Annotated in this window: 23 protein-coding genes and 2 tRNA genes; 12 read left to right on the top strand and 13 right to left on the bottom strand. The window is 40.3% G+C overall.

Annotated features, from left to right (window positions below):
- Positions 1-87: 87 nt before the first annotated feature.
- Complete coding sequence (locus J4N24_RS02045) at positions 88-858, top strand: MBL fold metallo-hydrolase (protein WP_207531968.1); 771 nt, start codon at positions 88-90, stop codon at positions 856-858.
- Positions 848-1,540, top strand: coding sequence for a lipoyl(octanoyl) transferase LipB (gene lipB, locus J4N24_RS02040; protein ID WP_207531967.1), 693 nt, complete (start codon positions 848-850; stop codon positions 1,538-1,540). The genes J4N24_RS02045 and lipB overlap by 11 nt, the downstream gene beginning before the upstream one ends.
- Positions 1,541-1,558: 18 nt before the next feature.
- Here the strand turns inward: lipB and J4N24_RS02035 are convergent, their stop codons facing one another.
- From J4N24_RS02035 to J4N24_RS01985, 11 genes are all read right to left on the bottom strand, one after another.
- The gene (locus J4N24_RS02035; RefSeq protein WP_207531966.1) at positions 1,559-2,626 is read right to left on the bottom strand and encodes a protein-glutamate methylesterase/protein-glutamine glutaminase; all 1,068 of its coding nucleotides are present in this window, start codon (positions 2,624-2,626) and stop codon (positions 1,559-1,561) included.
- Between the two features lie 15 nt (positions 2,627-2,641).
- Positions 2,642-3,112, bottom strand: a complete 471-nt coding sequence (locus J4N24_RS02030) for a chemotaxis protein CheD (protein ID WP_207531965.1) — start codon at positions 3,110-3,112, stop codon at positions 2,642-2,644.
- Between the two features lie 5 nt (positions 3,113-3,117).
- A complete protein-coding gene (locus J4N24_RS02025; RefSeq protein ID WP_207531964.1) occupies positions 3,118-3,966 on the bottom strand; it encodes a CheR family methyltransferase in 849 nt (282 codons plus the stop codon).
- A gap of 12 nt (positions 3,967-3,978) precedes the next feature.
- Positions 3,979-5,628, bottom strand: a complete 1,650-nt coding sequence (locus J4N24_RS02020; protein ID WP_207531963.1) for a methyl-accepting chemotaxis protein — start codon at positions 5,626-5,628, stop codon at positions 3,979-3,981.
- Between the two features lie 47 nt (positions 5,629-5,675).
- The gene (locus J4N24_RS02015) at positions 5,676-6,152 is read right to left on the bottom strand and encodes a chemotaxis protein CheW (protein ID WP_207531962.1); all 477 of its coding nucleotides are present in this window, start codon (positions 6,150-6,152) and stop codon (positions 5,676-5,678) included.
- A complete protein-coding gene (locus tag J4N24_RS02010; RefSeq protein WP_207531961.1) occupies positions 6,143-8,116 on the bottom strand; it encodes a chemotaxis protein CheA in 1,974 nt (657 codons plus the stop codon). The genes J4N24_RS02015 and J4N24_RS02010 overlap by 10 nt, the downstream gene beginning before the upstream one ends.
- A gap of 1 nt (position 8,117) precedes the next feature.
- Positions 8,118-8,483 carry a response regulator gene (locus J4N24_RS02005; RefSeq protein WP_207531960.1) on the bottom strand — a complete coding sequence of 122 codons (366 nt, stop codon included), beginning with the start codon at positions 8,481-8,483 and terminating at the stop codon, positions 8,118-8,120.
- Entirely contained in the window at positions 8,480-8,791 is a 312-nt protein-coding gene (locus J4N24_RS02000) for a hypothetical protein (RefSeq protein ID WP_207531959.1), read from the bottom strand. The genes J4N24_RS02005 and J4N24_RS02000 overlap by 4 nt, the downstream gene beginning before the upstream one ends.
- 119 nt (positions 8,792-8,910) lie before the next feature.
- Positions 8,911-9,138 (bottom strand): DUF6965 family protein, encoded by a 228-nt coding sequence (locus J4N24_RS01995; RefSeq protein WP_207531958.1) that lies wholly within the window; start codon positions 9,136-9,138, stop codon positions 8,911-8,913.
- 216 nt (positions 9,139-9,354) lie between these two features.
- Positions 9,355-9,429, bottom strand: a tRNA-Val gene (locus tag J4N24_RS01990).
- 38 nt (positions 9,430-9,467) lie between these two features.
- Positions 9,468-9,544 (bottom strand) — tRNA-Ala (locus J4N24_RS01985).
- Between the two features lie 640 nt (positions 9,545-10,184).
- On the opposite strand from J4N24_RS01985, the gene J4N24_RS01980 reads away from it, so the two are divergent.
- Entirely contained in the window at positions 10,185-10,805 is a 621-nt protein-coding gene (locus J4N24_RS01980) for an HD domain-containing protein (protein WP_207531957.1), read from the top strand.
- 686 nt (positions 10,806-11,491) lie between these two features.
- Here the strand turns inward: J4N24_RS01980 and J4N24_RS01975 are convergent.
- On the bottom strand, positions 11,492-12,352 hold the full coding sequence (locus J4N24_RS01975) for a helix-turn-helix domain-containing protein (RefSeq protein ID WP_207531956.1): 861 nt from the start codon (positions 12,350-12,352) through the stop codon (positions 11,492-11,494).
- Positions 12,353-12,434: 82 nt separating this feature from the next.
- On the opposite strand from J4N24_RS01975, the gene J4N24_RS01970 reads away from it, so the two are divergent.
- The 4 genes from J4N24_RS01970 (at position 12,435) to J4N24_RS01955 (ending at position 16,376) form a co-directional block, all read left to right on the top strand.
- Positions 12,435-13,370 carry an NADP-dependent oxidoreductase gene (locus J4N24_RS01970; RefSeq protein WP_207531955.1) on the top strand — a complete coding sequence of 312 codons (936 nt, stop codon included), beginning with the start codon at positions 12,435-12,437 and terminating at the stop codon, positions 13,368-13,370.
- 338 nt (positions 13,371-13,708) lie between these two features.
- On the top strand, positions 13,709-13,939 hold the full coding sequence (locus J4N24_RS01965) for a hypothetical protein (protein WP_207531954.1): 231 nt from the start codon (positions 13,709-13,711) through the stop codon (positions 13,937-13,939).
- 566 nt (positions 13,940-14,505) lie between these two features.
- Entirely contained in the window at positions 14,506-15,327 is an 822-nt protein-coding gene (locus J4N24_RS01960; protein ID WP_207531953.1) for an SDR family NAD(P)-dependent oxidoreductase, read from the top strand.
- 158 nt (positions 15,328-15,485) lie between these two features.
- Positions 15,486-16,376 (top strand): helix-turn-helix domain-containing protein, encoded by an 891-nt coding sequence (locus tag J4N24_RS01955; RefSeq protein WP_207531952.1) that lies wholly within the window; start codon positions 15,486-15,488, stop codon positions 16,374-16,376.
- 216 nt (positions 16,377-16,592) lie between these two features.
- Here J4N24_RS01955 and J4N24_RS01950 read toward each other — a convergent pair whose 3' ends face one another.
- Entirely contained in the window at positions 16,593-17,102 is a 510-nt protein-coding gene (locus J4N24_RS01950) for an outer membrane beta-barrel protein (RefSeq protein WP_207531951.1), read from the bottom strand.
- A 427-nt stretch (positions 17,103-17,529) separates the two neighbouring features.
- Here J4N24_RS01950 and J4N24_RS01945 point away from each other — a divergent pair, with 427 nt between their 5' ends.
- The 5 genes from J4N24_RS01945 (at position 17,530) to J4N24_RS01925 (ending at position 21,889) form a co-directional block, all read left to right on the top strand.
- Positions 17,530-18,072: a hypothetical protein gene (locus J4N24_RS01945; RefSeq protein ID WP_207531950.1), complete on the top strand. Its 543-nt coding sequence runs from the start codon at positions 17,530-17,532 to the stop codon at positions 18,070-18,072.
- A 346-nt stretch (positions 18,073-18,418) separates the two neighbouring features.
- On the top strand, positions 18,419-18,571 hold the full coding sequence (locus tag J4N24_RS01940) for a hypothetical protein (RefSeq protein ID WP_207531949.1): 153 nt from the start codon (positions 18,419-18,421) through the stop codon (positions 18,569-18,571).
- A gap of 127 nt (positions 18,572-18,698) precedes the next feature.
- Entirely contained in the window at positions 18,699-19,115 is a 417-nt protein-coding gene (locus tag J4N24_RS01935) for a VOC family protein (protein ID WP_207531948.1), read from the top strand.
- A gap of 460 nt (positions 19,116-19,575) precedes the next feature.
- A complete protein-coding gene (locus J4N24_RS01930; protein ID WP_207531947.1) occupies positions 19,576-20,001 on the top strand; it encodes a VOC family protein in 426 nt (141 codons plus the stop codon).
- Between the two features lie 58 nt (positions 20,002-20,059).
- Complete coding sequence (locus J4N24_RS01925; protein ID WP_207531946.1) at positions 20,060-21,889, top strand: ABC transporter ATP-binding protein; 1,830 nt, start codon at positions 20,060-20,062, stop codon at positions 21,887-21,889.
- Positions 21,890-21,905: the final 16 nt, after the last annotated feature.

The following is a 21,905-nucleotide window of genomic DNA, read 5'->3' as shown; positions in this document are numbered from 1 at the left end:
TTACAAATTTGTGTATAGGTGACCAAAAAGTGAACTTCTTTGATGAAAAAATAATAAAGTTGAATTTGCTGCGGTAAGATTAAGACTATGAAAATTCAGTTATGGAGAAATGCCACCACGCTCCTGGAGATTAATGGCAAGCGAATTTTAGTTGATCCTATGTTAGGAGCGAAAGGCTCAATGGGATTGTTACCTATGTTAAAAGAACAGCTGCCCAATCCATTAGTTGACCTGCCATTCAGCAAGCAGGAATTGGAAGATCAGCTTCAAAATGTCGATGCAGTACTACTTACACATCTACACCCTGATCACTGGGATGCAGAAGCTCAAAGGGTGCTTAGCAAAGAACTCCCCGTTGTCTGCAGCCCTGAGTTAGTGCCTGAGTTAAATAAGCAGGGTTTCACAAATACCTTGGCTGTTAATAAGACCCTTAAATGGGAAGGAGTTCAATTCGATATAACTGAAGCAAGGCATGGAACAGGGGAGATAGGAGCGATGATGGGTACGGTACATGGGTTTGTTCTTCAGACAAGTGCAGAATCCCTTTATTTGGCAGGCGATACAATATGGTACGATGCAATAGCTTCGGTGTTGCATAAGTTTAAACCGGCACATATAGTGTTAAATGGAGGTGCAGCACGATTTGATAGAGGCGGACCGATTCTAATGACCAGCGAGGACCTTATACAGGCAGCCAAGGTCTTAACTTCATCCAGTTATTATATTGTTCACCTCGAGGCCCTGAGTCATTCACGGGAAGGTCGTGCCCGTATTAGTTCAGACCTTGCCGAGCATGGTCTAAAAAAACGTTGCTTTGTATTAGCTGATGGTGAAGTAGTTGATACTGATGTTAATTAAATCTAAGGTTTTCTACAAGCAACCTGGGCTTATGGTGTACCAGGATGCTTTAAAGTTGCAGCAGGAGTTGCGAGAGAAAATCTATGCTCAAAGAACGATGCAGATACAAAGGGAGAACACCATTCTATTTTGTGAACACCCTGCCGTGATTAGTTTTGGAAGCTCAGCAACTGAGAATGACTTGCTCATAGATCTGGATGGGTTGTGCTGCCATAAACTGGACGTTGTTCGTACCAGAAGAGGAGGCCAGATCACCTTGCATAATCCTGGCCAGCTTGTTGTTTATCCCGTTCTCGATCTGAATGATTTTAAAACAGATATTCGGTGGTTTATTGGAAGCCTCGCAGAAGTAGTTGTTTTAACGCTTGATCAATTAGGGCTAGAATCCTTTTATGATGCGGAATATCCAGGGGTTTGGGTTAAAGGTAAAGATGGTAACTGTTCAAGAAAAATTTGCGCCATTGGAATTCATCTTTCACGTTGGATAAGTAATCATGGCTTCGCCTTAAACATAAATAACGATCTTCGGCCGTATAAGTACTTTATCCCTTGTGGCATTAGCTCAGAGGATAGAGGAATTACTTCTATCGTTGAAGAACTCGGGAAGCCCATATCTGTTGCGGAAGTAAGTGTGCTGCTCCGATCTAATTTTGAAAGGGTTTTTGATTGCGAATTGGTTTAAAAGGGGCAGTTCCCCTTTTTACTTCCCGCTCAGCTGCATCACATATCGCGCTATGTCTTGGACAGGCAGAATTTTTTCGGCTGCCTTAAGTTGAATAGCTTCTTTCGGCATTCCAAAAACAACGCTAGTTTTCTCGTCCTGAGCAATAGTACGGCCTCCAGCCTGTTTAATCTCCAGTAGACCCTTTGCGCCATCGTCACCCATTCCGGTAAGCAAAACTCCGAAGCAATTCTGAGCAGCATAGATAGACGCAGACCTGAACAAAACGTCCACAGAAGGCCGGTGGCGGTTGACCAATGGTCCCTTATTCAATTCAACAAAATACTGGCTTCCCCTTCGTTTCAAAAGCATATGCTGATTACCGGGAGCTATGAGGGCAGTACCAGGTTTTACAAGATCACCATCACAAGCTTCCTTCACGTTGATCCTGCAAAGATCGTTCAGTCGGTCTGCGAAAGATTTCGTAAAGTTTTCAGGCATATGCTGTACTATTACAACTCCCGGACAGTTAAGTGGTAATCCCTCCAGAAACATACGGATTGCTTCTGTCCCACCAGTAGAGGCGCCTACGGCAACTACTTTGTCGGAAGTGACCACACCTGTAACTTTCACCTTCTGCAGCACTGCATCTGCATTCAATTTGGGCTTAACTGTTAAAGCCTCAGAAAGAAGTTTCTTTTTAGGGGGGGCAGAGGAAGCTGCCCTTATAATATCACATATCTTTAATCTTACATTTTGATTCAATTCTGAGAAGATCTCTTTAGACAATACCTCGAAAGCCCCCACCTCAAGCGCCTTCACTGCTAATTCTGAGCTTTTTCCAGCTTCTTCTGCTATAAAAACAACAGGTATAGGATGTTGTGACATTATTTTTTTCAGGAAGGTAAGTCCATCCATCCTGGGCATGTAATGGTCTAGTATAATTACATCTGGCACCTGTACCGATATTTTGCTGGCTGCAATAAAAGGATCGGCTGCAGTGCCAATAATTTCCAGTCCCGAATCTGCAGCAACTATTCTGGAAAGTAATTGACGGAACAGGGCTGAGTCATCAACTATAAGAACTTTGATTTTTTCGTTAATCATAAAAGATCCAGCTTGTTAAAAAAATTTGAGCGTCTTATTCGCCTGAACAAACTTGACCAGCACTTCTCCATTGTCTGATCTAAAAACAAGTTTCCGGCTTAAATTACCTCCCACACTATGACTGGCCACTCGTATTTTCTCCCTTTTTAAAATATCAAAAGCTATGGCAGTATTCCTGGCTCCGATTCTGAAGTAACCATTAGGTTGATTGATCTCGCTCCCTCCAAACACTTTCGCGATCAAATCGTTACGATTGCTCCCCATTTCAAGCATCTTTGTAATAAGATGCTGAATGGCAATATCTCCGAATTTTGTGGACGCAGTGCCCTCGCCGTTCCAAACCGGAAGCATAAAATGATTTATGGCTCCGAACCTCTGAACAGGGTCAAACAAGGTAACAGAGATACAAGAACCCAAGACGGTATCTACAATATGTGATGACTTACTCACAAAAACATTTCCCGGAAATAAATAGAGTTTTTCCATCAACACTAAATCTTTTTAAATATTGTTGGGTGTACCTGAATTAAGGGAAGGTCCATACCCGATATCGATTCTGAGTGGCCAAGAAAAAGATAGCCGCCTTCTTCAATCTTAGAACACAGCTTACGAATCACTTTTTCTTGTGTTTCACGGTCAAAGTAAATCAGAACATTCCTGCAGAAAACTACATTGAAGACCTGAATGGTACTAAAATCATCATCAATAAAATTGATTCGCTCAAAATTTACTTTAGAACGTAGCTGAGGTGCAATACGAACAGTTTTATTCTTTACGTCTTTGCTTTTAAGCAGATATTTCCTCTTAAGAACCAGAGGTATTGGCTGAACTTTTTCCTCGGAATATACCGCCTTTACTGCAGCACCTAATACACGTGTAGAAATGTCGGTAGCGAAGATACTGAAGTTAAAACCTCTATTGAGTTCTGCAAATTCACTTAAAGTTATCGCGAGCGTATAAGGTTCTTCTCCAGTTGAACAACCTGCACTCCAAATACTAAATAACTTGCCCGGATCATTTTGGGCAGCAGAAGGAAGCACGTGCCTGCTCAAATAATCAAAGTGAATAGCTTCTCTAAAGAAATCAGTTTTATTCGTAGTCACCAGGTCCACCATCTGTATCAATTCAGACAGTTTTCCTTCCGCACTAAACAAGTAGTCGCAATACGCTTTATAACCAGGCAATTTTAGCGCAACAAGGCGTTTATGCAGGCGACCCTCCAGCATGGTCTTTTTCGTCATGGGTAGTTTAATACCGTAATGCGTATAAATAAAACTACTTAAGCGATGAAATTCGTGCACCGACATTACCATTGCTGTACGTGTACCTGTTATTGCCATTCTCCAGCAGGACTAGAATTTCTCGTACTCGTTATCCAGTTCGTCCATATTCAGACTTATACCGTTTGACCTTTGACGAACTAAGGAACCTGCTGATTTAATTACATTATTTCTGAAGGGGGGAGAAGTGCTGAGTTTTGGAGCCGTATATTTTTGCGTCATACCATCTTCCAGTTTAAAGAATGAAACCATCTCTTTAAGCTGCTCGGCCTGTGAAGATAGTTCCTCGGCACTGGCAGCAATTTCTTCCGAGGTTGCTGCATTCTGCTGAGTAACCTGATTAAGCTGCTGCATGGCGTTATTGATCTGACCCACTCCTAAGTTTTGTTCAACACTGGAGGCGCAGATTTCTTCGACTAATCTTGTGGTATGCTGAATGCTTGGTACAATCTGACTTAAAAGGATTCCGGAACGTTCTGCAACACCTACGCTTGATTGCGAAAGCTCGTTTATTTCATTTGCAGCTAACTGCGATTTTTCAGCGAGTTTCCTTACTTCGGCCGCAACCACCGCAAATCCTCGTCCCTGTTCGCCTGCCCTTGCCGCTTCAACTGCCGCGTTTAAAGCAAGGATATTCGTCTGACGGGCAATGTCGGTTATAACTGTGATCTTGCTTGCGATCACTTTCATTGAACCCACTGCTTTTGTTACCGCCTCATTTCCTTCCAAAGCATCTGCCGACGCCTTCACCGCTATTTTCTCTGTTTGCTGCGCATTTTCTGTGTTGTTCTGCACATTAGCTACCATTTCTTCCATTGAAGAAGATACCTGCTCTGTTGCGGCCGCTTGTTCGGTAGCTCCTTCAGACATCATCTGGGAAGAAGAGCTTAGTTCCTGACTGGCAGCAACGATATTATCGGATGCAGAATTAACGTAAGTAATGATGTTTTTAAACTTATCGATCATGCCTTTCAGTTCATGCAGCAGAAGACCAATTTCATCCTTATGCGAAACTTCCATATTTACGGTAAGATCACCTTCAGAGAGCAGGTGAATAATAGAGCTGGCATTCTTAATATTTTGATGGATGCTCCTGGCAATTAGTATAGAAATGACGGTTGCAATTAATACTCCAGCCAAGATTAGCGAGTAGGACTGTGTTCTGGTTTCTTCGTACAGCGTTGTAGCTTCAGCATATTCCTTATCAGCATAAGAAAGTTGTAGAGCGCTTAGCTCACTCATTTCTTCAGCCATTGGATCAACCTGTGGATAAAACTCCTGGATAGAGAAGTCACTTAAGGCTTCCATATCTTCACGTTCTGTAATCGCTTTCAGTGTTTCCAACAATTCATAAGAATTGGCCAATTGTTCTTTTACATGCTCAACTTCTTTCTTCTCGTCGCTGATCAGAGCATTAGCTTCATAAGCTTTCCAGTTCTGCTCAATCACGTCCTGGGCCCGGGCGATATTTCGTTTCCCTTCTTTAAAGCTCAGCGTCTTGTTTTTCAATTTATGGATAGTGGTAACTATATTTATCGAGTACATATCCGAGATCACTTTTAATTGATTTAAAGGGATCATCCTTTTCTTGTAAAACTGCTCGAATGCGGCGTCCATTTTACGGAGATTATTCACCCCGTATAAACCTGTGCCGATAATAGCTATCGACATAAAGAATACCAGGATAAATAGCTTGGTTGAAATTTTAATATTATTGATCATGATGCTATTTTTTGAAGGCTTTTTTATTAAGATTTGTTATCTCCATGTTAGTTTTCTTGGGAATTGGAAAGCAGATCCTCAGTGGAGAACACTTTATCCACATCCAAAACCATGATAAATTCTTCGTCTACCTTTGCTATGCCAGCTATATATTCTTCTTTAAAATGGCTGCTGATGCTTGTTGATCGGTAAATTTGATCTGCCTTGATCTCGATAACCTTCTGTACAGCATCTACTATTACACCTAGTAGTGTTGCTTCCTTGTTGTTTTCAATACTTAAAACTACAATGCAGGTATCGATAGTGAAATCTGATCCTGGGAGTGAGAACCTCATACGTGTATCAACCACGGGCAGAATATTTCCTCTCAAATTGATCACGCCGCGCATAAAGGAAGGCGACTGTGGTACTCTGGTAATGGGTTGGATCTCCAGGATCTCCAAAACTCTTCCAACATTGATGGCGAACAACTCTTTCTCAATATTGAAGGTTAAATATGAATCGGTCTGCGTTCTTAATGACATAATGCAAATCGTTTTTTAACAGAATAATGCTCAATAACTTTACTCGTGTCTAATACCAGGGCGATTCTACCATCACCTAAAATGGTCGCGCCTGATATAGTTTCCATCGCCTGGAAGTAGCGGCCCAGAGGCTTTAGTACAGCCTGGAATTTCCCTACTACATAGTCGGCTAACAGCGCTACTCTACGCTCTTCATGATATACAAGGATAATTTCCTGAGCAAATCCGTTTTTCTCTGTTCCATAGAATTCTTCGGCCAAGCTAATAAAAGGGACCTGCTCGCCGTCGAGTACTACCATACTGCTAAAGCGGTTTAAAACATTAGCTCCAGGCAGTTCAAAACAACGGTCAACCGATGAAAGCGGAATTACAAAATCGGCATCATTAACCTTTACCAAAAGACCATCAATAATAGAAACAGTTAGTGGCAGTTTAATAGTGATCGTAGTTCCGATGTTTAGTTGAGAACTAACTTTTATTTGACCACGGATATCGGTGATCTTTCGCTTTACTACATCCATTCCGACCCCTCTTCCAGAAATTTCGCTTATCTTTTCAGCTGTGGAAAACCCCGGCAGGAAGATCAAATTAAAGATCTCTTTTTCATTCAGGATCTCGTCCTTTCCAATAATTCCTTTCTGGATAGCTTTCTCCCGGATCGTTTCAGGGTCCATTCCCTTACCATCATCTTTAATTTCTATAAACACATTGGTGCCCGAACAATAGGCTTTAAATAAAATAGTGCCACAACGAGGTTTCCCAACCTGCTCACGCAGTTCCGGATCCTCTATTCCGTGATCGATACTATTTCTAAGAAGGTGCATCAGCGGATCGGAGAGGCCCTCCATAATATTTTTATCCAACTCCGTTTCTGTTCCTTCAGTAAGAAACTCAATTTCCTTGTTTAATCCATCAGCCAGGTCGCGTACCAGACGATTAAAAGGAGTAAGCATATGATTGATGGGAAGTAGACACATGCTGAATGCATTATCACGCAAACGGGTAGAGATCTTCTCCAGATTCTCCGTTACCGACAAAAGTTCCGAGTGGGGAAGATGTTCTGCCAGAGTTCCCAACTTCGCCTGAAGTGTGATCAATTCACTCACTAAAGACATCATGGTGTCCAGACGCTCGGAAGGAACACGTACACTCGAAATCACGCTTTTCTTGGCAACTACCTCTTTGGGAGCAGCTTTTATGGCTTGTTCTGTAGATGTAGAGGGTTCAGGAATCTTAATATGCTCATCAAACTGCATTTCTTCCCTGATCTCTAAATCACTAATATGTTCGGCAAAAAGGAATACCTGTTTTATCTGCGCCTGATCAGACTTTGTTTCAAGCCTTATCTTCCAGGAGGTGTAGCATAAGGTAGGATCAATGTCCGCAAATGCCGGAATATCATCTGTTATAATTTCTATGATGCATTCGCCTAAGGCTTGCAGTTCATCTATAAAATAGAGCGGATTGCTGCCATTATAAAAGAAATGGCGGTGCGGCCGAAAATGGATCAGATAGGTTTTCAAACCATCTTCTGAATTTAGTTCTTCAGGAATTAATTCAGTAGGGTTGAATGCAGAAGTATGTTGAATAGCGTTTACAATAGCAACTACTTTTGCCGTCAATTGAGCGTGCTTCTTCTGGTCATCTACAGAAGAAATACTGTCATCATCCACTAAAGCCGAAAGATGGTCCAGAGAAGCCAAAGAAATATCAAGGATCTCTTTCGTAGCCTTTTGCTGACCACTTCTGATAAACTCATAGATCGACTCAAAATGGTGCGTGAATTCTGCAATCACCTTAAATCCAAACATTGAGCTATTACCCTTAAGCGTATGCATGGCTCTGAACACCTGCTGGATTAGGTTATTATCGTCCGGATTCTGTTCTAATTGCAATAATGAGCTTTCCATTTCTGCAATCAGTTCATGAGCCTCTTCAGTGAAAGATGATTTGTACTGATCCATGCTAGCCGATTAGTTTTTTTACGGTTGAGGCCAGTTTTTCTTTAATGGCGTCCTTATCAAATACGATAGTAGCACCGGAAGAACGGATGAAGTGGGCCATGTCAGCGCCGGCATCCGAAACAAACAGCACAATAGGCATAAAGCGGTAATGCTCCATCTCACGTATTTCCCTGATCATCTCTAATCCTCCCATCACCGGCATGTTCAAGTCAGACACTACCAGGTCAATATCCCGCCCGTCAAAAAGTGACAATGCTTCTTTTCCATCGGCACCAAAAAGGGTAGTATAACCTTCTTTTTTCAAGGTAAACCCCAGGATTCTCCTTACCAGGTCAGAGTCGTCTACTATTAAAACTGTTCTGCTCATTGTTCAAAGAATCCTTTCGGCAGGCCTGCCATAGCAAACCATTTATTTAGGTAATCACCTTTTTCAAATTGGAATGAAACTTTAATTCCCGGATTTCTTTTCAGAGCAACGAGTAGTTGAATAAAAGGAATGTCAATCCTGGTAATATCTTCAAAAATAAAATTGAGGGAGGTATATTTAGCTTCAGCATCAAGAAATGCAGCCTTAAATTCAGTCACATTCCGTATAACAAGGTCGCCCTTCAATACAAAATCCGCTTCTTTAAGTCCCCCGGAAATATCCCTTACAGCCAGCTCTGCCCTATTCATCTTCACCTGTTACGGCTTAGTTTATAAATAGTTAGGCTTGGGAGAGAATAAATTAATAGAAGAAGTTTTTGGTAACAAAGGAGAGTTGATTGACGTTAAAGGGCGCTTTTGTTAGCCATTTAACCAGCCTGCTGCTGATTTTCCTCTATATAAGCTTTGATTCGGTGAAGCCGTTCCCAGTAACCGGCAAAAGAAGTATTGGAATGATGGATTTCGAGTGTAGTGAAAGCGGTTTCGATACAAGTGTAAGCATCTTCAATGTACTCCCCCGGCTTTACACTAAATTTTCCTTTAGGTAATTCAACTGAATTGAAAAAATCTTTTAGTTCCTGTAGTTCTGCGCTCATCAATGCAAAGATAAAAATAAATAACCCACCAGCCATACCAATTACTGGTGGGTTCGCCAGTCCAAAACAATTTATCAACTAAAATTTATTAAGGGATGGAGGATGGGAAATGTTTTTACAGGTTTACAAAAAAACGTAAATGGAAATAAAATCTTTAGAATTGTATAAAGTAGGTGATGCGCTTATGTTCAGGTAGGAAATTAGTAGAAATATATGTGGGAATTACTGGGTTCGAACCAGTGACCCCTACCTTGTCGAGGTAGTGCTCTAAACCAGCTGAGCTAAACTCCCATTAAAAAAGCCCTTCGGAACAAGAAGGGCAGTGGTTTTGGTGGAGAATATCGGAGTCGAACCGATGACCTCTTGCATGCCATGCAAGCGCTCTAGCCAGCTGAGCTAATCCCCCATTTAAGAGATTGCAAGTATGAGGAATTGAATGAGTATTTGCAAGAGGAAAAGTAAAAAAGTTTGAAGAGTGCAGGCAAACTGCATGCACATGCATTATTCTTAATTCGCTCATATAGTTTCACTAGCTTCGATTTCTACTACAATTGCATATGAAATTCATGCACAAACCGACGCAAAGTGCCCATAAGGAACAAAGCTCATGGTTTCAATTAAACTATTTTTAGACCGAAGAAGACCCAAGAAAGACTGCATTTACCCTTTAAATTACTTGCTCTGCTACAAGAGAAAGAAAACAAATGGCTCAACAGGAATTTCCTTGAGGGAGGAGGACTGGGATGAAAATGCAAGCAAGCTAGAAAGAAACATGCGTCTTATAAAACCATTAATCTTCGGTTGAAGAAGGATCTATTGGATTTGGCTTAATCAGCTTGGGGTTTCTTGTTTTACTGATACCAATACCTATATTAGATAAACAATATTAGAAATTCTTTACTTCAGCTAGAATTGACGATAAGATTGAAGAAATACTCCTTATTTAGCAGGAGCTTTTGTAAAAGCTGATTGTTTAAGTTGGCTTGAATCCAGAAAGCTTTAGTACTTATAAAAAACAAACTAATTCACCTTTAACTTGATGATTAGTGAATAACATCAAAGAAGTATTCCTATCTATGACATCAAGCTATTCAGACGATGAAAGCTTAATGCATGAACTTTGGTCAGAGATTGAACTTGCTTATAAAAACTCTAACAGATATTATCACAATCTCGGTCATCTAGACAATCTCTTCTCTCTACTCAATGGTGTAAAGGAGCTTATTGAAGATTTTGATTTGATGGTCTTCTCTATCATTTATCACGATGTTATTTATGATCCATCATCTGATAAAAATGAAGAACAGAGTGCTGAGTTTGCAGCAGAACGTTTAAGAAGGATAGGGCTAGTAGACGAAAGGATTTACAAGTGTAAAAAGCAAATATTAGCAACCAAAGGTCATCTCACCAGTTCAGATAGCGACACTAACCTTTTTACTGATGCTGACTTATCAATACTAGGCTCGGATTGGGATAGTTATTCTGCTTATTACCAAAATATACGCTCAGAATACTCCATCTTTTCAGATGGTATTTATTATCCTGGTAGGAAAAAGGTCTTGAAACACTTCTTGCAAATGGCCAAGATTTATAAAACGGATTACTTCCACCATAGATTTGAAGAACAGGCTAGAATTAACCTAGTAAGAGAGCTTAAATCTCTATAATGCTGATTCTCTGCCATCGATCAATCCTGTACTTATTTAGGGAATTACAAGAAAATGCAATCCGGTAGAACCTTTGCAGTTATCCTAATATAAATCTGTCACAATCACAAGTTTGTAGCTTTATAGATTTTCAGTATCAACTTACAGCCTAAAACCATGGACAAGCAACAAAAAAATATGTATGCTATTATCTGGTTATTGGGCAAATAGTAGAATTTATAGAGCAGTCCTATACTGATGTTGAAAGTAATTCATTGACTACCTGGGAGGTTAAGCAACAGGATGGGTTTTTGATGTTTGATTTTTTTGTCCAATATGATAAGATCTAGATGAATTATTATTTATTAATCATCTCACAAATTTAAGTAGTGTCTAAATATACTCTGCAAAAGACTACAGCATAAACCCTTAGTTCAACGCTCACATGTCCATTTATTCCGTTTCCTTTTGCGTATAATCTAGCCATACGCTTGCTGCTGCTCCATAATCAATTCATAATATTATGGATAATCAAATCAGACTATTTGAGGTAGCAGAAATACAAGTGGCTTACAAACCAAAGTTTGAAGCATCAGAGAGACCCAGAATAACCTGTTCAAAAGATTAGCTTATACATTCTCTTACAACAGTGAAATCATTATACAAAATTTGCAATTATATATGCTGGAAGACTTTATATAATTCCATCACCTCCCCATTGCTGCAACTCTCAAAGAGTTCTGAACCCTGAAGGTCTTGGGACTTATTCCTTTGTTATTCCTGAAAAACTTGTTCAGGTGACTTTCATCGGTAAAGCCGAATTCATTAACAATTTCGCCAAGCCTTTTATCACTATGTAGTAAGCGGTGCTCGATCAGAGTTTGCCGGTATTGCGTAATATACTTCTGTAAAGTACTGCCGGTATGCTGTTTAAAATACTTGCCCAGGTAATTAATAGATACGTTGAAATGCTTGCATAAGTACTCTGCACGTAGTTTTTCAGGATGGTAGATATTAGCTTGTATGAAATTTAAAATGTTGGCAGCCCTTTGGTCGGTATTATCTGAAAGCTCCAGATGAAGAAACTTAGCAATGTTGCGGGCCACCAGCACAATCATCGTATTAACATACTGTTGGATCAGTTCCTGGTTATAAATGTCGCGTGTTTCATATTCCCGGATGATTGCCTCAACCAGCGGCTTCACCACTTGTTTGTCAACTATGTTCTTCAAAATGCAGCCTGGTTTGTGATTGGCGTTCTGCAGAATAAATTCTAGTTTCTGGACATTACTTGTTAAAATCCCCGACTCCCTGATGTAGATGTCATTGAATCGCAAATAGAAGAAAGTTGTAGTTGTTATAACTTCGAACGAGTGGCAATCTTCTGGCGTGATCAGGAACATATGACCGGGATGATAGGCAAACTGACTTTTGTTAATGCATTGGATCCCTGTTCCTTCTACAATATAAACTAATTCGAAAAAGCTGTGCTTATGTCCGTCCCGCGAGCCTTCATCAAGAGTTATGTACTCAATCGAAAACGGTTCATGTAGATCTTCGCGCTTCATATTTATACTGATTTATGGCAAATTTATACCAATTAAATTAAATCTAGCAAGTATAATTTTGCTTCATTAAAAAGATGAAATTATGAAAGCAATCGTTTTAAATAATCCTGGCGAGGTAAGCCAGTTGCAGATTCAGGAAATAGCAATACCATCAATTCAAGCAGGGGAGGTCCTTGTAAAAGTAAAAGCTATCAGCATCAATCCGGTAGATATAAAAACTCGTACAGGTAAAGGTGTGTATGGTCGCATTAAAGATCAAACACCGTTAATACTCGGTTGGGATATTTCTGGTGTAGTTGCAGAATCAAAATCAGAACAATTCAAACCAGGCGACGAAGTTTTTGGGATGGTAAATTTCCCGGGCCATGGTAAATCTTACGCCGAGTTCGTAGTTGCACCTGCGTCGCATCTTGCTATCAAGCCAGCAAACTTTTCGCATGAAGAAGCCGCAGCTGCGACCCTTGCTGCCTTAACCGCCTTACAAGCCCTTATACACAATGCCAATGTGCAGGCCGGGCAAAAAGTACTGGTTCATGCAGCTGCGGGAGGTGTTGGTCATTTTGCTGTTCAACTGGCTAAACACTTGGGGGCCCAGGTTACCGGCACGTCTTCAGCCAGGAACAAAGATTTTATTCTGCAGCTAGGTGCTGATGAACATATCGACTATACAACTTATGATTGGTCAACTCATCCTGAAGAGTTCGACTTCGTGCTGGACGGCGTTGGTGGTGATACTATAGACAAGTCGCTATTGGTTACAAAAAGGGGAGGCACTGTTATTAGTATACCAACAGGATTGAATGAAGCAGTAACTGAAAAGGCTAAGGCCAAAGATGTGAATGGTTATTTCATCCTGGTACAATCAAGCGGTACCGACATGCAAAGAATTGGCGGGCTGTTGGAAAAAGGCATTTTAAAAGCCCATGTTTCCGGTACTTATCCTTTCGAAGAAATGGCCGCAGCACATACACAAGTTGAAAGCGGACGAACAGTAGGGAAAGTGGTTGTAACACTTTAAAATCACGTAGTTTTCACGAAATTCCATAGCTTCTCTGTATGATGAAGGAGCTTTAGTTGAACTGGTCGGCTAATCATGTTATGGATACCTGATAATTACGTTTATGCAACCGAAATTCCCCTTGATTTTCCTGCAGCAGATCCAATAAATTAATAAACACTCTTTCCTATTTTCAAAAACAGCATAAATGCTCAGTAGCGCTTATGCTGTTTTAGCTTTTAATCGCTGCAGAGTGACTGTTTTTAAACCTTGATTTAACTACAGTAAAGACCCAAATCTCTTTCAAAAAAGTTGTAAGATTGTTCTTAAAACTTATCACCTTAGCTAATCATAAAACGATGGTAATTTCAATATTAAAACTACTGGTTATCCTGTTGGGAATACTTGCCACATTCTGGTACCTGATAGCGGGTTTAAGGGGAAAAGACGATGCGGGATATAAGAAAGCCGGAACGCTGCTAATTCTAACGTTCCTGCTGGCTAGTATTTTAAGTGTTATTCAGCAAAAGCTTCATCCGCAAAAAGTTACAGATCCAAAATCAGATTTAGAGGTCCGGGAAAAGCATTAGTAATATTAATTAGATTACTCCTATGTGGATCTTATTCTCTAAATTATCAAGTTAAGGTTATATCCATTTCTCGTATTGGTGTTTTACCACCGTTAAGAAATATCAAACATTAGCATGTATAAGAAGACTGGAAGCTTTTTTCTTTTACTAATCCGAATGCTTTTATGTCTTTTAGCTTCGCTAATATTAAGCAGCCTGGCATTTTTTATTCTTTTCGGAATACTTTGCATTTTAATTTCATATCGCACATCTCAAGGCCTTGTTACTATGCCTCTAGTTCAAGTAACCATAGCCTCAGCACTTTCTCTTATACTATGTTTATGGCTAACCTATTACATCTTTACCCGATTCATGAAATTTGTCCGTTGGTTTAAAACTGCAGAATGGAAGTAGTTGCTGATAGTTTACATCTGGACGTAACTCTCCCATAACCCATCACCTCCCATCTCAATATCTTTATTTCCCTCCAACGTATTTTTGTGCTATTCTTCCCGACAAACGGGATATTTATCCGAGGAGAATTGAGCCACCTTTGAAATATCAAAAACAACAAGAATATTTCAATCATGAGCAAGACAATTTTTATTACAGGTGCATCAAAAGGATTTGGTAAACTTTGGGCGGAAGCCTTTTTAAAACGTGGCGACAAAGTAGCTGCTACATCACGTACCATAAGCGGATTGCAAGACCTGGCTGATAAATACGGGGAGAGCTTTTTACCGATAGCTTTAGACATTACAGACCGTGAAGCAAGTATCAAAGCGGTAAATCAGGCCTATCAGCATTTTGGTAGCCTTGATGTAGTGATCAACAACGCAGGATACGGAGTTTTTGGAGCAGTCGAAGAAGCTGGAGAACAAGAAATCAAGGACGTGTTCAACGCAAATGTTTTTGGCACCTTGTGGGTTACTCAAGCCGCTTTGCCTATTTTTCGTAAACAACGCAATGGTCACATTATCCAATTATCTAGTGTTTTAGGGGTATGGTCGTTGCCTACTTTAGGGATCTACAATGCCACGAAATTTGCAGTGGAAGGATTTACAGAAGCCCTGGCATCAGAAGTCTCTGGATTTGGAATTAAGGTTACGCTTGTTGAGCCTAACGGCTATAATACTGATTTCGGTGGAGCATCGGCAGTGCAAAGCAAGGCTATCCCTGCTTATGACAACATTAAGGCAGGTCTTGCTACTGCAGAAGGATTACAGCCTGACGACTACGGCAAACCTGAGGCAACAGTATCTGCTATCTTGAAGCTAATTGATACAGAGAATCCGCCATTGCGCCTTTTCCTGGGGAAGATAGGTTTAAGCAAAACCGAGCGCATATACAAAGAAAAGTTAGATACCTGGAAAGCCTGGGAAGATGTAGCGGTAGCAGCACATGGTTAATAACAGTATACTGAACGGTCTCGCAAATACGTCAAGGTGAGATCGTTCTAATGCTCTATTGATAATTATAAATAGGAGAAATTTAGTCAAAACGTATCTTCGCAGAACGATCTAATTAGGATCAACAGCAGATGCGGCTATAAATACAAAATTCCGTTATGAAACACTATAGTACACTCGCAGAAATTCATAAAGCCAATGGCTGGGCACCGCCTGAACATCCTCTTTTCAGTGTATTGGGATGCCAGCGAGACTGTCCCCTTGGTGATCGAGAATTCACATCAGATTGTTACATGATCGGATTCAAAAAGCTTAAGTCAGGGGTGATACTATATGGACGTACAGAATACGATCATACAAACGGGTCGATGATGTTTGTTAAACCCAGGCAGATTATCCAACTTAAAAACCTGGAATTTGAAGAAAAAGGCTTTATGATCCTTATTCATGAAGATTACCTGAGCGGACATGAGCTTCATAAAGCCATGCAGAAATACGGGTACTTTGATTATGAGGTGAACGAAGCCCTGCATTTGTCGCCAAAGGAAGAAACCGTGATTTGGGAGTTGCACGACAAGATTAAGCTGGAATATGAGAACAACCCCGATGAATATAGTCGCGATATTATCCTAGGGCACATAGCATCTGTATTGATGTACGCACAACGTTATTACAAACGGCAATTCATTAACCGCACTGAGGTATCTGGTAAAACAACCACCCGCTTTCACGAAGTTCTTCATGATTATTACCGCAAGGGGCTTTTACAAAAGCAGGGACTACCATCCGTAAATTATTTAGCTGAGAGTCTTTATGTCTCTCCGAGGTACCTGAGCGATTTACTGAAACAGGAAACGGGAAAAACAGCAATAGACTTGATCCATATTTCATTAATTAGTGAAGCGAAGAATTTGCTGCGTGAAGGGCAACAGGGTGTAGCCGAAGTTGCTTATCAGTTAGGGTTTGAAAACAGCTCGTATTTTACCCGCTTATTCAAGAAGCAGACAGGTTTAAAGCCCCTTGAGTTTAAGAAAATGCATTTGAATTAATGGCATTGCGTGCAATAGCATGGAGAAGTCATAAATTTATTTGAAATGCAGATTTAGGATACCTCTTGTTCAGTTCTCGTTCAGTCATCCTTCGCTCAGGAGGCTCGATTACAGACTAAGAACTGAGGGAAATCTGACTCATTTTAGAGCAGTTATGTAAAGACAAAAAAAGCCCCCAATTAGGGAGCTTTTATAAACTAAAACATTAAGAGTCTCTTAGAATTTCAATGCTACACGGAAAGCGATTTGACCCATGTTAAACTCTTCAACTGAAAAGCTTTCGTAACGTACGCCTGCATCAAAATCTGTTTTGTCTGAAACAGGATATGAGATACCTACACCAGGAGCCCAGATAAAACCTGTCTTAGCGCCGTCATTAGTTCCAAATGCAGCACCTAATTCTCCTTGTCCATAGAAATTTTTTCCGAAATAGTATTTTGCTCCAGCTTTAACAGGGATAACTCCGTAGCTATCAAAAAAGTCTTTGAATTCTTTTTTTGGAGACCAGCTAGTGTAACCAGCAGATCCTGTAACTGCGAAAGAAGCAGCAACTGGTTTCTCTACGAAAACAGATCCACCAATAGCAAGACTATAAGCATCTCCTGCATCACCAGATGGGATACCTGCTTCAAATGCTACTCCGAACTTGGTTTTTTGTGATTCAACTTGTGCCGATGCTGTAAAAGATGCTACAGCCATTGCAGCAATTAATAATAGTTTTTTCATGATATTAATTTTGGTTTGGGCAAAGCTATTTAACCTAAAGAAAATAAAAGACACAGAAAAGTCATGAATTTTAACACGAGCAAGAAATGATTGAAATTGTGTTAGTTAAAATTTAGATGTTTTAACACCTTTTTAAAAAAATCTACTGTTTGATTTAGATTTGTTAAAGTGGTTGTTAATGTGGAAATGGTAAAAGATTAACGTTTTCAGCATGGCTTTTTCTTATACCGCTTTTACTCTCCATGAGTTTTCCATGGTACTTGCAAGATTCTACCATGGGTGGTAACCCATCAATAACCCATCGAATTCCCATGAAGAACTAATGGAGAACTCATCAAGCTCGGGTGAGGGTAGAGGGAGAAAGAATATTATACTCTGCTTGTTACAACTCAACCTCATAATCCGTAATGATATAAATACGCTACACATGAAACGCATTTATATCTTACTTGCTATTGCTGCGTCAGCATTCGCCTCTTGTCAGAAAGATGTTTATCAAAGTCCGTTAACTCCGGAATCTGATTCCTTTATGCCTTTGCAGATAGGTAATTATTGGAGAACTAATGGTGAAAACTTTGTTGAAATCAAAGACACTGTAAGGATTAATGGAAAATTATTCTATCAGATGTCGGGGATAACGGGAGGGGATGTGATTACAGAAGATTACTTACGGATAGATGAAAATAATAATCTGATTTCAAGCTCACCTCGTTTTCCCGATACTGAATACATAAAAGCAAGGTTTGGTGCAAATCAAGGTGAAAGCTTTCAAACATTAGGAGACCAAAGTTATAACGATTACAAAGTAACTGTAATTGAAAAAACACCAACTAAAATTACTTTTAGCTTTGACATGGTGTATCATCCAAATTTAAAAGGGCATCCTCATTCCATCACATACATCAAGGGCTTAGGCTTACAAGCCGGTTGGAAAGAGATAAAGATCGATGGAAAAATTTACAAGCAATAGGCTGCAATTTGTTAATATCTATACTTACACCTAATCAAGCAGTGGGAATATTTCTCAGAAGTTCATAGGCAAATGATTTAAATTTTTTTCGAATTCGCCACATAATTTCCCCTTTTTACCCCACTTCAAATTCTAATATGAGGCAGGCTGCAGCTGGGACAGGATGTCAAATTTGCAATGATAAAGCGTTGATAATTAATGGATATTTAAAGATTCTTTAATATTCTGGTAATGGTATTAACGAGTTTAGTTTAAGGATGATATTTTCCTAAAAGTTATGTCTCGTATTGACATGGGCTGAATTAATAGCGTTATTGCAATCATACTAACTAATGAAACTCTAGCTATGTTGATCCTTTTAACGCTCACAATCTTTACAATACTTTTTATTGCTGGTGTAGCCAGAACTATGAACGATGCCCAGGTTTTGGAGGAAGAAGATGCCTACGTTGAGGTAGATCCTAATGGTAGGTTTAAGAAGCTCCACGAAATCAATTAGCATCAAGATAAGCTCCTCTGAATTTTTCGAACAATTCTTGTCGTGATTGGCCCTTAATACGTCGCAAGTATGCCCTACCCGGTATCTCCTGCTGTATTAACTTTGTAGTAAATAAAACAAAACCGTTATGATTAAGGAATTATGGCTAAATCTCCCTGTGAAAGACGTACAGAAGGCCAGGGAATTTTATACATCGATTGGATTTGAACACAATACAAGATTTCAGGAAACGCCACAGATGGCCAGTCTTTTTGTTGGAGGAAAAAAAACAGTTCTGATGCTATTTTCAGAATCAGTTTTCCAGGGTTTTAGTCAGCTTCCTGTAGCTGATACCAGGGAAGCTGCCTCGGTTTTGTTTTCCATTGATGCTGAAAGCCCTCAGGAGATAGACGAGCTTGCCGAAAAAGTTAAGAATGCAGGAGGAACGATCTATGGAAATCCGGGAGAAAGTCAGGGTTGGATGTACGGCTGCGGTTTTACGGATCTCGACGGGCATAGGTGGAGTGCTATTTATATGGACATGAGTAAAATGCCACAAGGCTAATAATCTTAGATAGGAGGCCGGAGGTTAAGGCTGCCTTGTTCGTACCACATTGGTACCCTCTTGTGAGTTTATTGTGGAAACACCCCCTGTTTTCACAACAAATAGGGGGGTATCCTCGAACAATTCCACAACAAAGTACTACTCATTTCGCAAATTCTCGCAAAATCAAGAAAATTCTCGCAAAAGCCGGCAAGAGGGTTATTAAGCCTTTTTTGCTTCAAATAGGCAGTCTATATTTGTTCAACCTGTACACCTAGATCTCGTAGATATTTAGTAGGCAACAGCAATACGACAGTTATCCTATGTATGTTTGTTGAGGAAGAAACGGACGATAAAATCATTAACTTTTTGTTAAAGGAAAGTGGATTTTGGCAGAAACTGCCTCTCTTTGGTCGTGATCACACCCTGTTTGTTTTATCCGGGAATTGTAGTTTTGAACTTTAAATTTAAATCAATCAACATGGCAACAATCAATCCTCACATTAATTTCAATGGTAATGCTGAAGAAGCATTTATCTTTTACAGATCGGTATTTGGCGGAGAGTTTGCAAAAGTTATGCGTTTTAAAGATTTGGCGAGCACCGGGTTTCAGGTGGCAGAGAAGGAAGAGAATAAAATTATGCATATCTCTTTACCTATCGGCAGAGGTAACAGGTTGATGGGAAACGATGTCCCGGAGATCCTTGGAAAAACAAACGAAAATGAGAACAGAAGTAAGATTGTGATCAGTACTGAAAGTAAGGAAGAAGCCGATAGATTATTTGATGGACTTTCGGTTGATGGACAAATAGAAGCTCCTATTGGTGATAGTCCCTGGGGTTCATACTTTGGCTGTTTCAGAGACAAATACGGTATTGAATGGATCGTAGAATTTGATCCGGAGTAATAAAGAATTTTTGTGAAGGCAGAAAAACAAAGAGCAAATGTTTTTATTTGTCTTTACAATGGCCAGAGCGAACAGAAGTCCTTCACACCCCACCATTAAAGCTCGTTTACACGCATTGCGCAACCTGCCTGTTTTTTTCAAACTCGTGTGGAGGTCGGGATCGGGGATCATGCTTGCCAATATCCTTTTGCGTTTTGTTAAAGCATCGATTCCTTTCCTTTTGCTTTACATAGGCAAATTAATTATTGATCAGGTAGTACTACTTACTCGTACTCAAGTCTCATTTTCCGAGATTTATCTCTGGAAGCTAATCGCGTTGGAGTTTGGGTTGGCTATCTTGTCTGATGCTCTTACCCGTGCCATTTCTCTGATGGATAGCCTATTAGGCGACTTATTTGCAAATCATACCTCCGTTAGGATAATGGAGCATGCAGGTACCCTGGATCTGGATCAGTTTGAAGATGCTTTGTTTTATGATAAGCTGGAACGGGCGCGCCAGCAAACTAACGGCCGTACCGTACTGCTATCGCAGGTGATGAGTCAGCTGCAAGACTTCATCACGATGGGATTTCTTGGGGTAGGACTGTTTGTCTTCAATGCCTGGTTAATTCTATTGCTTATCCTAGCTATCCTGCCAGCTTTTATGGGTGAGTGGTATTTTAATGACCAAAGTTATGCATTAAGCCGCAGACAAACCCCTCAACGCCGCGAACTCGATTATTTAAGATACATTGGTGCGAGCGATGATACCGCCAAGGAAATTAAGATGTTCAGCCTTTCCGGGTTTATCATTGAACGCTTCAAGGTTCTGTCTGATAAATTTTACGCGGAAAACAAGCAGATAGCTATAAAGCGTTCGGTTTGGGGAACTCTCTTTGCTCTATTAGGAAGCCTTGGCTATTACAGTGCTTATGCCTTTATAATCTACAACACGGTCCGGGGGAAACTTACTATTGGTGAACTTACTTTTCTGGCAGGTTCATTCAGGCAGCTGCGGAGTTTATTGGAAAACGTATTGGGAAGGTTTACCAGTGTATCTCAGGGTGCTATTTATCTGGCAGATTTCTTTGAATTCTTCGAAATACAACCCAGGATCCATAATACGGATAAACCGCGACCGTTTCCTAATCCCATAAATGAAGGCTTTAGGTTTGAGAATGTAGGGTTTCGCTACCATAACAGCCAACGCTGGGCCAACCGCAATTTGAATTTCACTCTACGTCCGGATGAAAAGCTGGCACTAGTTGGTGAAAATGGGGCCGGAAAAAGTACGCTGGTTAAACTATTGGCCAGATTATATGATCCGACGGAAGGGAGGATATTCCTTGACGGGTATGATCTTAAGGAATATGATCTTAATGATCTGCGACAACATATCGGTATAATCTTTCAGGACTTCCTACGCTATCAAATGACTTTTTCACAGAACATTGCGACAGGGAATATAAGGGAAAAATCTAATGAAGAATTAGTTAGAAGATCCGCGGAAGAGAGTCTGGCTGATGAACTGGTAAAAAAGTTACCGGACGGATATGAACAAATGCTGGGTAAACGATTTGCTGAAGGCGTTGAATTGTCTGGAGGGGAATGGCAAAAAGTAGCGATCGCAAGAGCCTACATGCGGAATGCTCAGTTAGTCATTTTGGACGAGCCTACTTCTGCATTGGATGCCAGGGCGGAATTCCAGGTTTTTGAGCGCTTTACCGAATTAACTAAGGGTAAAATGGCCGTACTTATTTCGCATAGATTCTCAACGGTCCGCATGGCCGACAGAATTTTAGTACTTGACAATGGTGAGATAGTTGAAATGGGAAGTCATGCTGAACTACTTGAACAAAATGGCCGTTATGCGGAATTGTTTCAATTGCAGGCTGTAGGCTATCAATAATCGAAAGTCCTCCATT

It is taken from the genome of Desertivirga arenae (genome assembly GCF_017355785.1).
GTDB lineage: Bacteria > Bacteroidota > Bacteroidia > Sphingobacteriales > Sphingobacteriaceae > Desertivirga > Desertivirga arenae.
The sequence above is the reverse complement of the archived record's forward strand: the minus strand, read 5'-3'. Positions and strand labels throughout refer to the sequence as shown.

What these genes read in the sequence shown, in the direction of transcription:
- J4N24_RS02045 (WP_207531968.1), top strand. Translation starts at nt 88, where the DNA reads ATGAAAATTCAGTTATGGAGAAATGCCACCACGCTCCTGGAGATTAAT.
- lipB (WP_207531967.1), top strand. Translation starts at nt 848, where the DNA reads ATGTTAATTAAATCTAAGGTTTTCTACAAGCAACCTGGGCTTATGGTG.
- J4N24_RS02035 (WP_207531966.1), bottom strand. Translation starts at nt 2,626, where the DNA reads ATGATTAACGAAAAAATCAAAGTTCTTATAGTTGATGACTCAGCCCTG.
- J4N24_RS02030 (WP_207531965.1), bottom strand. Translation starts at nt 3,112, where the DNA reads ATGGAAAAACTCTATTTATTTCCGGGAAATGTTTTTGTGAGTAAGTCA.
- J4N24_RS02025 (WP_207531964.1), bottom strand. Translation starts at nt 3,966, where the DNA reads ATGGCAATAACAGGTACACGTACAGCAATGGTAATGTCGGTGCACGAA.
- J4N24_RS02020 (WP_207531963.1), bottom strand. Translation starts at nt 5,628, where the DNA reads ATGATCAATAATATTAAAATTTCAACCAAGCTATTTATCCTGGTATTC.
- J4N24_RS02015 (WP_207531962.1), bottom strand. Translation starts at nt 6,152, where the DNA reads ATGTCATTAAGAACGCAGACCGATTCATATTTAACCTTCAATATTGAG.
- J4N24_RS02010 (WP_207531961.1), bottom strand. Translation starts at nt 8,116, where the DNA reads ATGGATCAGTACAAATCATCTTTCACTGAAGAGGCTCATGAACTGATT.
- J4N24_RS02005 (WP_207531960.1), bottom strand. Translation starts at nt 8,483, where the DNA reads ATGAGCAGAACAGTTTTAATAGTAGACGACTCTGACCTGGTAAGGAGA.
- J4N24_RS02000 (WP_207531959.1), bottom strand. Translation starts at nt 8,791, where the DNA reads ATGAATAGGGCAGAGCTGGCTGTAAGGGATATTTCCGGGGGACTTAAA.
- J4N24_RS01995 (WP_207531958.1), bottom strand. Translation starts at nt 9,138, where the DNA reads ATGAGCGCAGAACTACAGGAACTAAAAGATTTTTTCAATTCAGTTGAA.
- J4N24_RS01975 (WP_207531956.1), bottom strand. Translation starts at nt 12,352, where the DNA reads ATGAAGCGCGAAGATCTACATGAACCGTTTTCGATTGAGTACATAACT.
- J4N24_RS01970 (WP_207531955.1), top strand. Translation starts at nt 12,435, where the DNA reads ATGAAAGCAATCGTTTTAAATAATCCTGGCGAGGTAAGCCAGTTGCAG.
- J4N24_RS01965 (WP_207531954.1), top strand. Translation starts at nt 13,709, where the DNA reads ATGGTAATTTCAATATTAAAACTACTGGTTATCCTGTTGGGAATACTT.
- J4N24_RS01960 (WP_207531953.1), top strand. Translation starts at nt 14,506, where the DNA reads ATGAGCAAGACAATTTTTATTACAGGTGCATCAAAAGGATTTGGTAAA.
- J4N24_RS01955 (WP_207531952.1), top strand. Translation starts at nt 15,486, where the DNA reads ATGAAACACTATAGTACACTCGCAGAAATTCATAAAGCCAATGGCTGG.
- J4N24_RS01950 (WP_207531951.1), bottom strand. Translation starts at nt 17,102, where the DNA reads ATGAAAAAACTATTATTAATTGCTGCAATGGCTGTAGCATCTTTTACA.
- J4N24_RS01945 (WP_207531950.1), top strand. Translation starts at nt 17,530, where the DNA reads ATGAAACGCATTTATATCTTACTTGCTATTGCTGCGTCAGCATTCGCC.
- J4N24_RS01940 (WP_207531949.1), top strand. Translation starts at nt 18,419, where the DNA reads ATGTTGATCCTTTTAACGCTCACAATCTTTACAATACTTTTTATTGCT.
- J4N24_RS01935 (WP_207531948.1), top strand. Translation starts at nt 18,699, where the DNA reads ATGATTAAGGAATTATGGCTAAATCTCCCTGTGAAAGACGTACAGAAG.
- J4N24_RS01930 (WP_207531947.1), top strand. Translation starts at nt 19,576, where the DNA reads ATGGCAACAATCAATCCTCACATTAATTTCAATGGTAATGCTGAAGAA.
- J4N24_RS01925 (WP_207531946.1), top strand. Translation starts at nt 20,060, where the DNA reads ATGGCCAGAGCGAACAGAAGTCCTTCACACCCCACCATTAAAGCTCGT.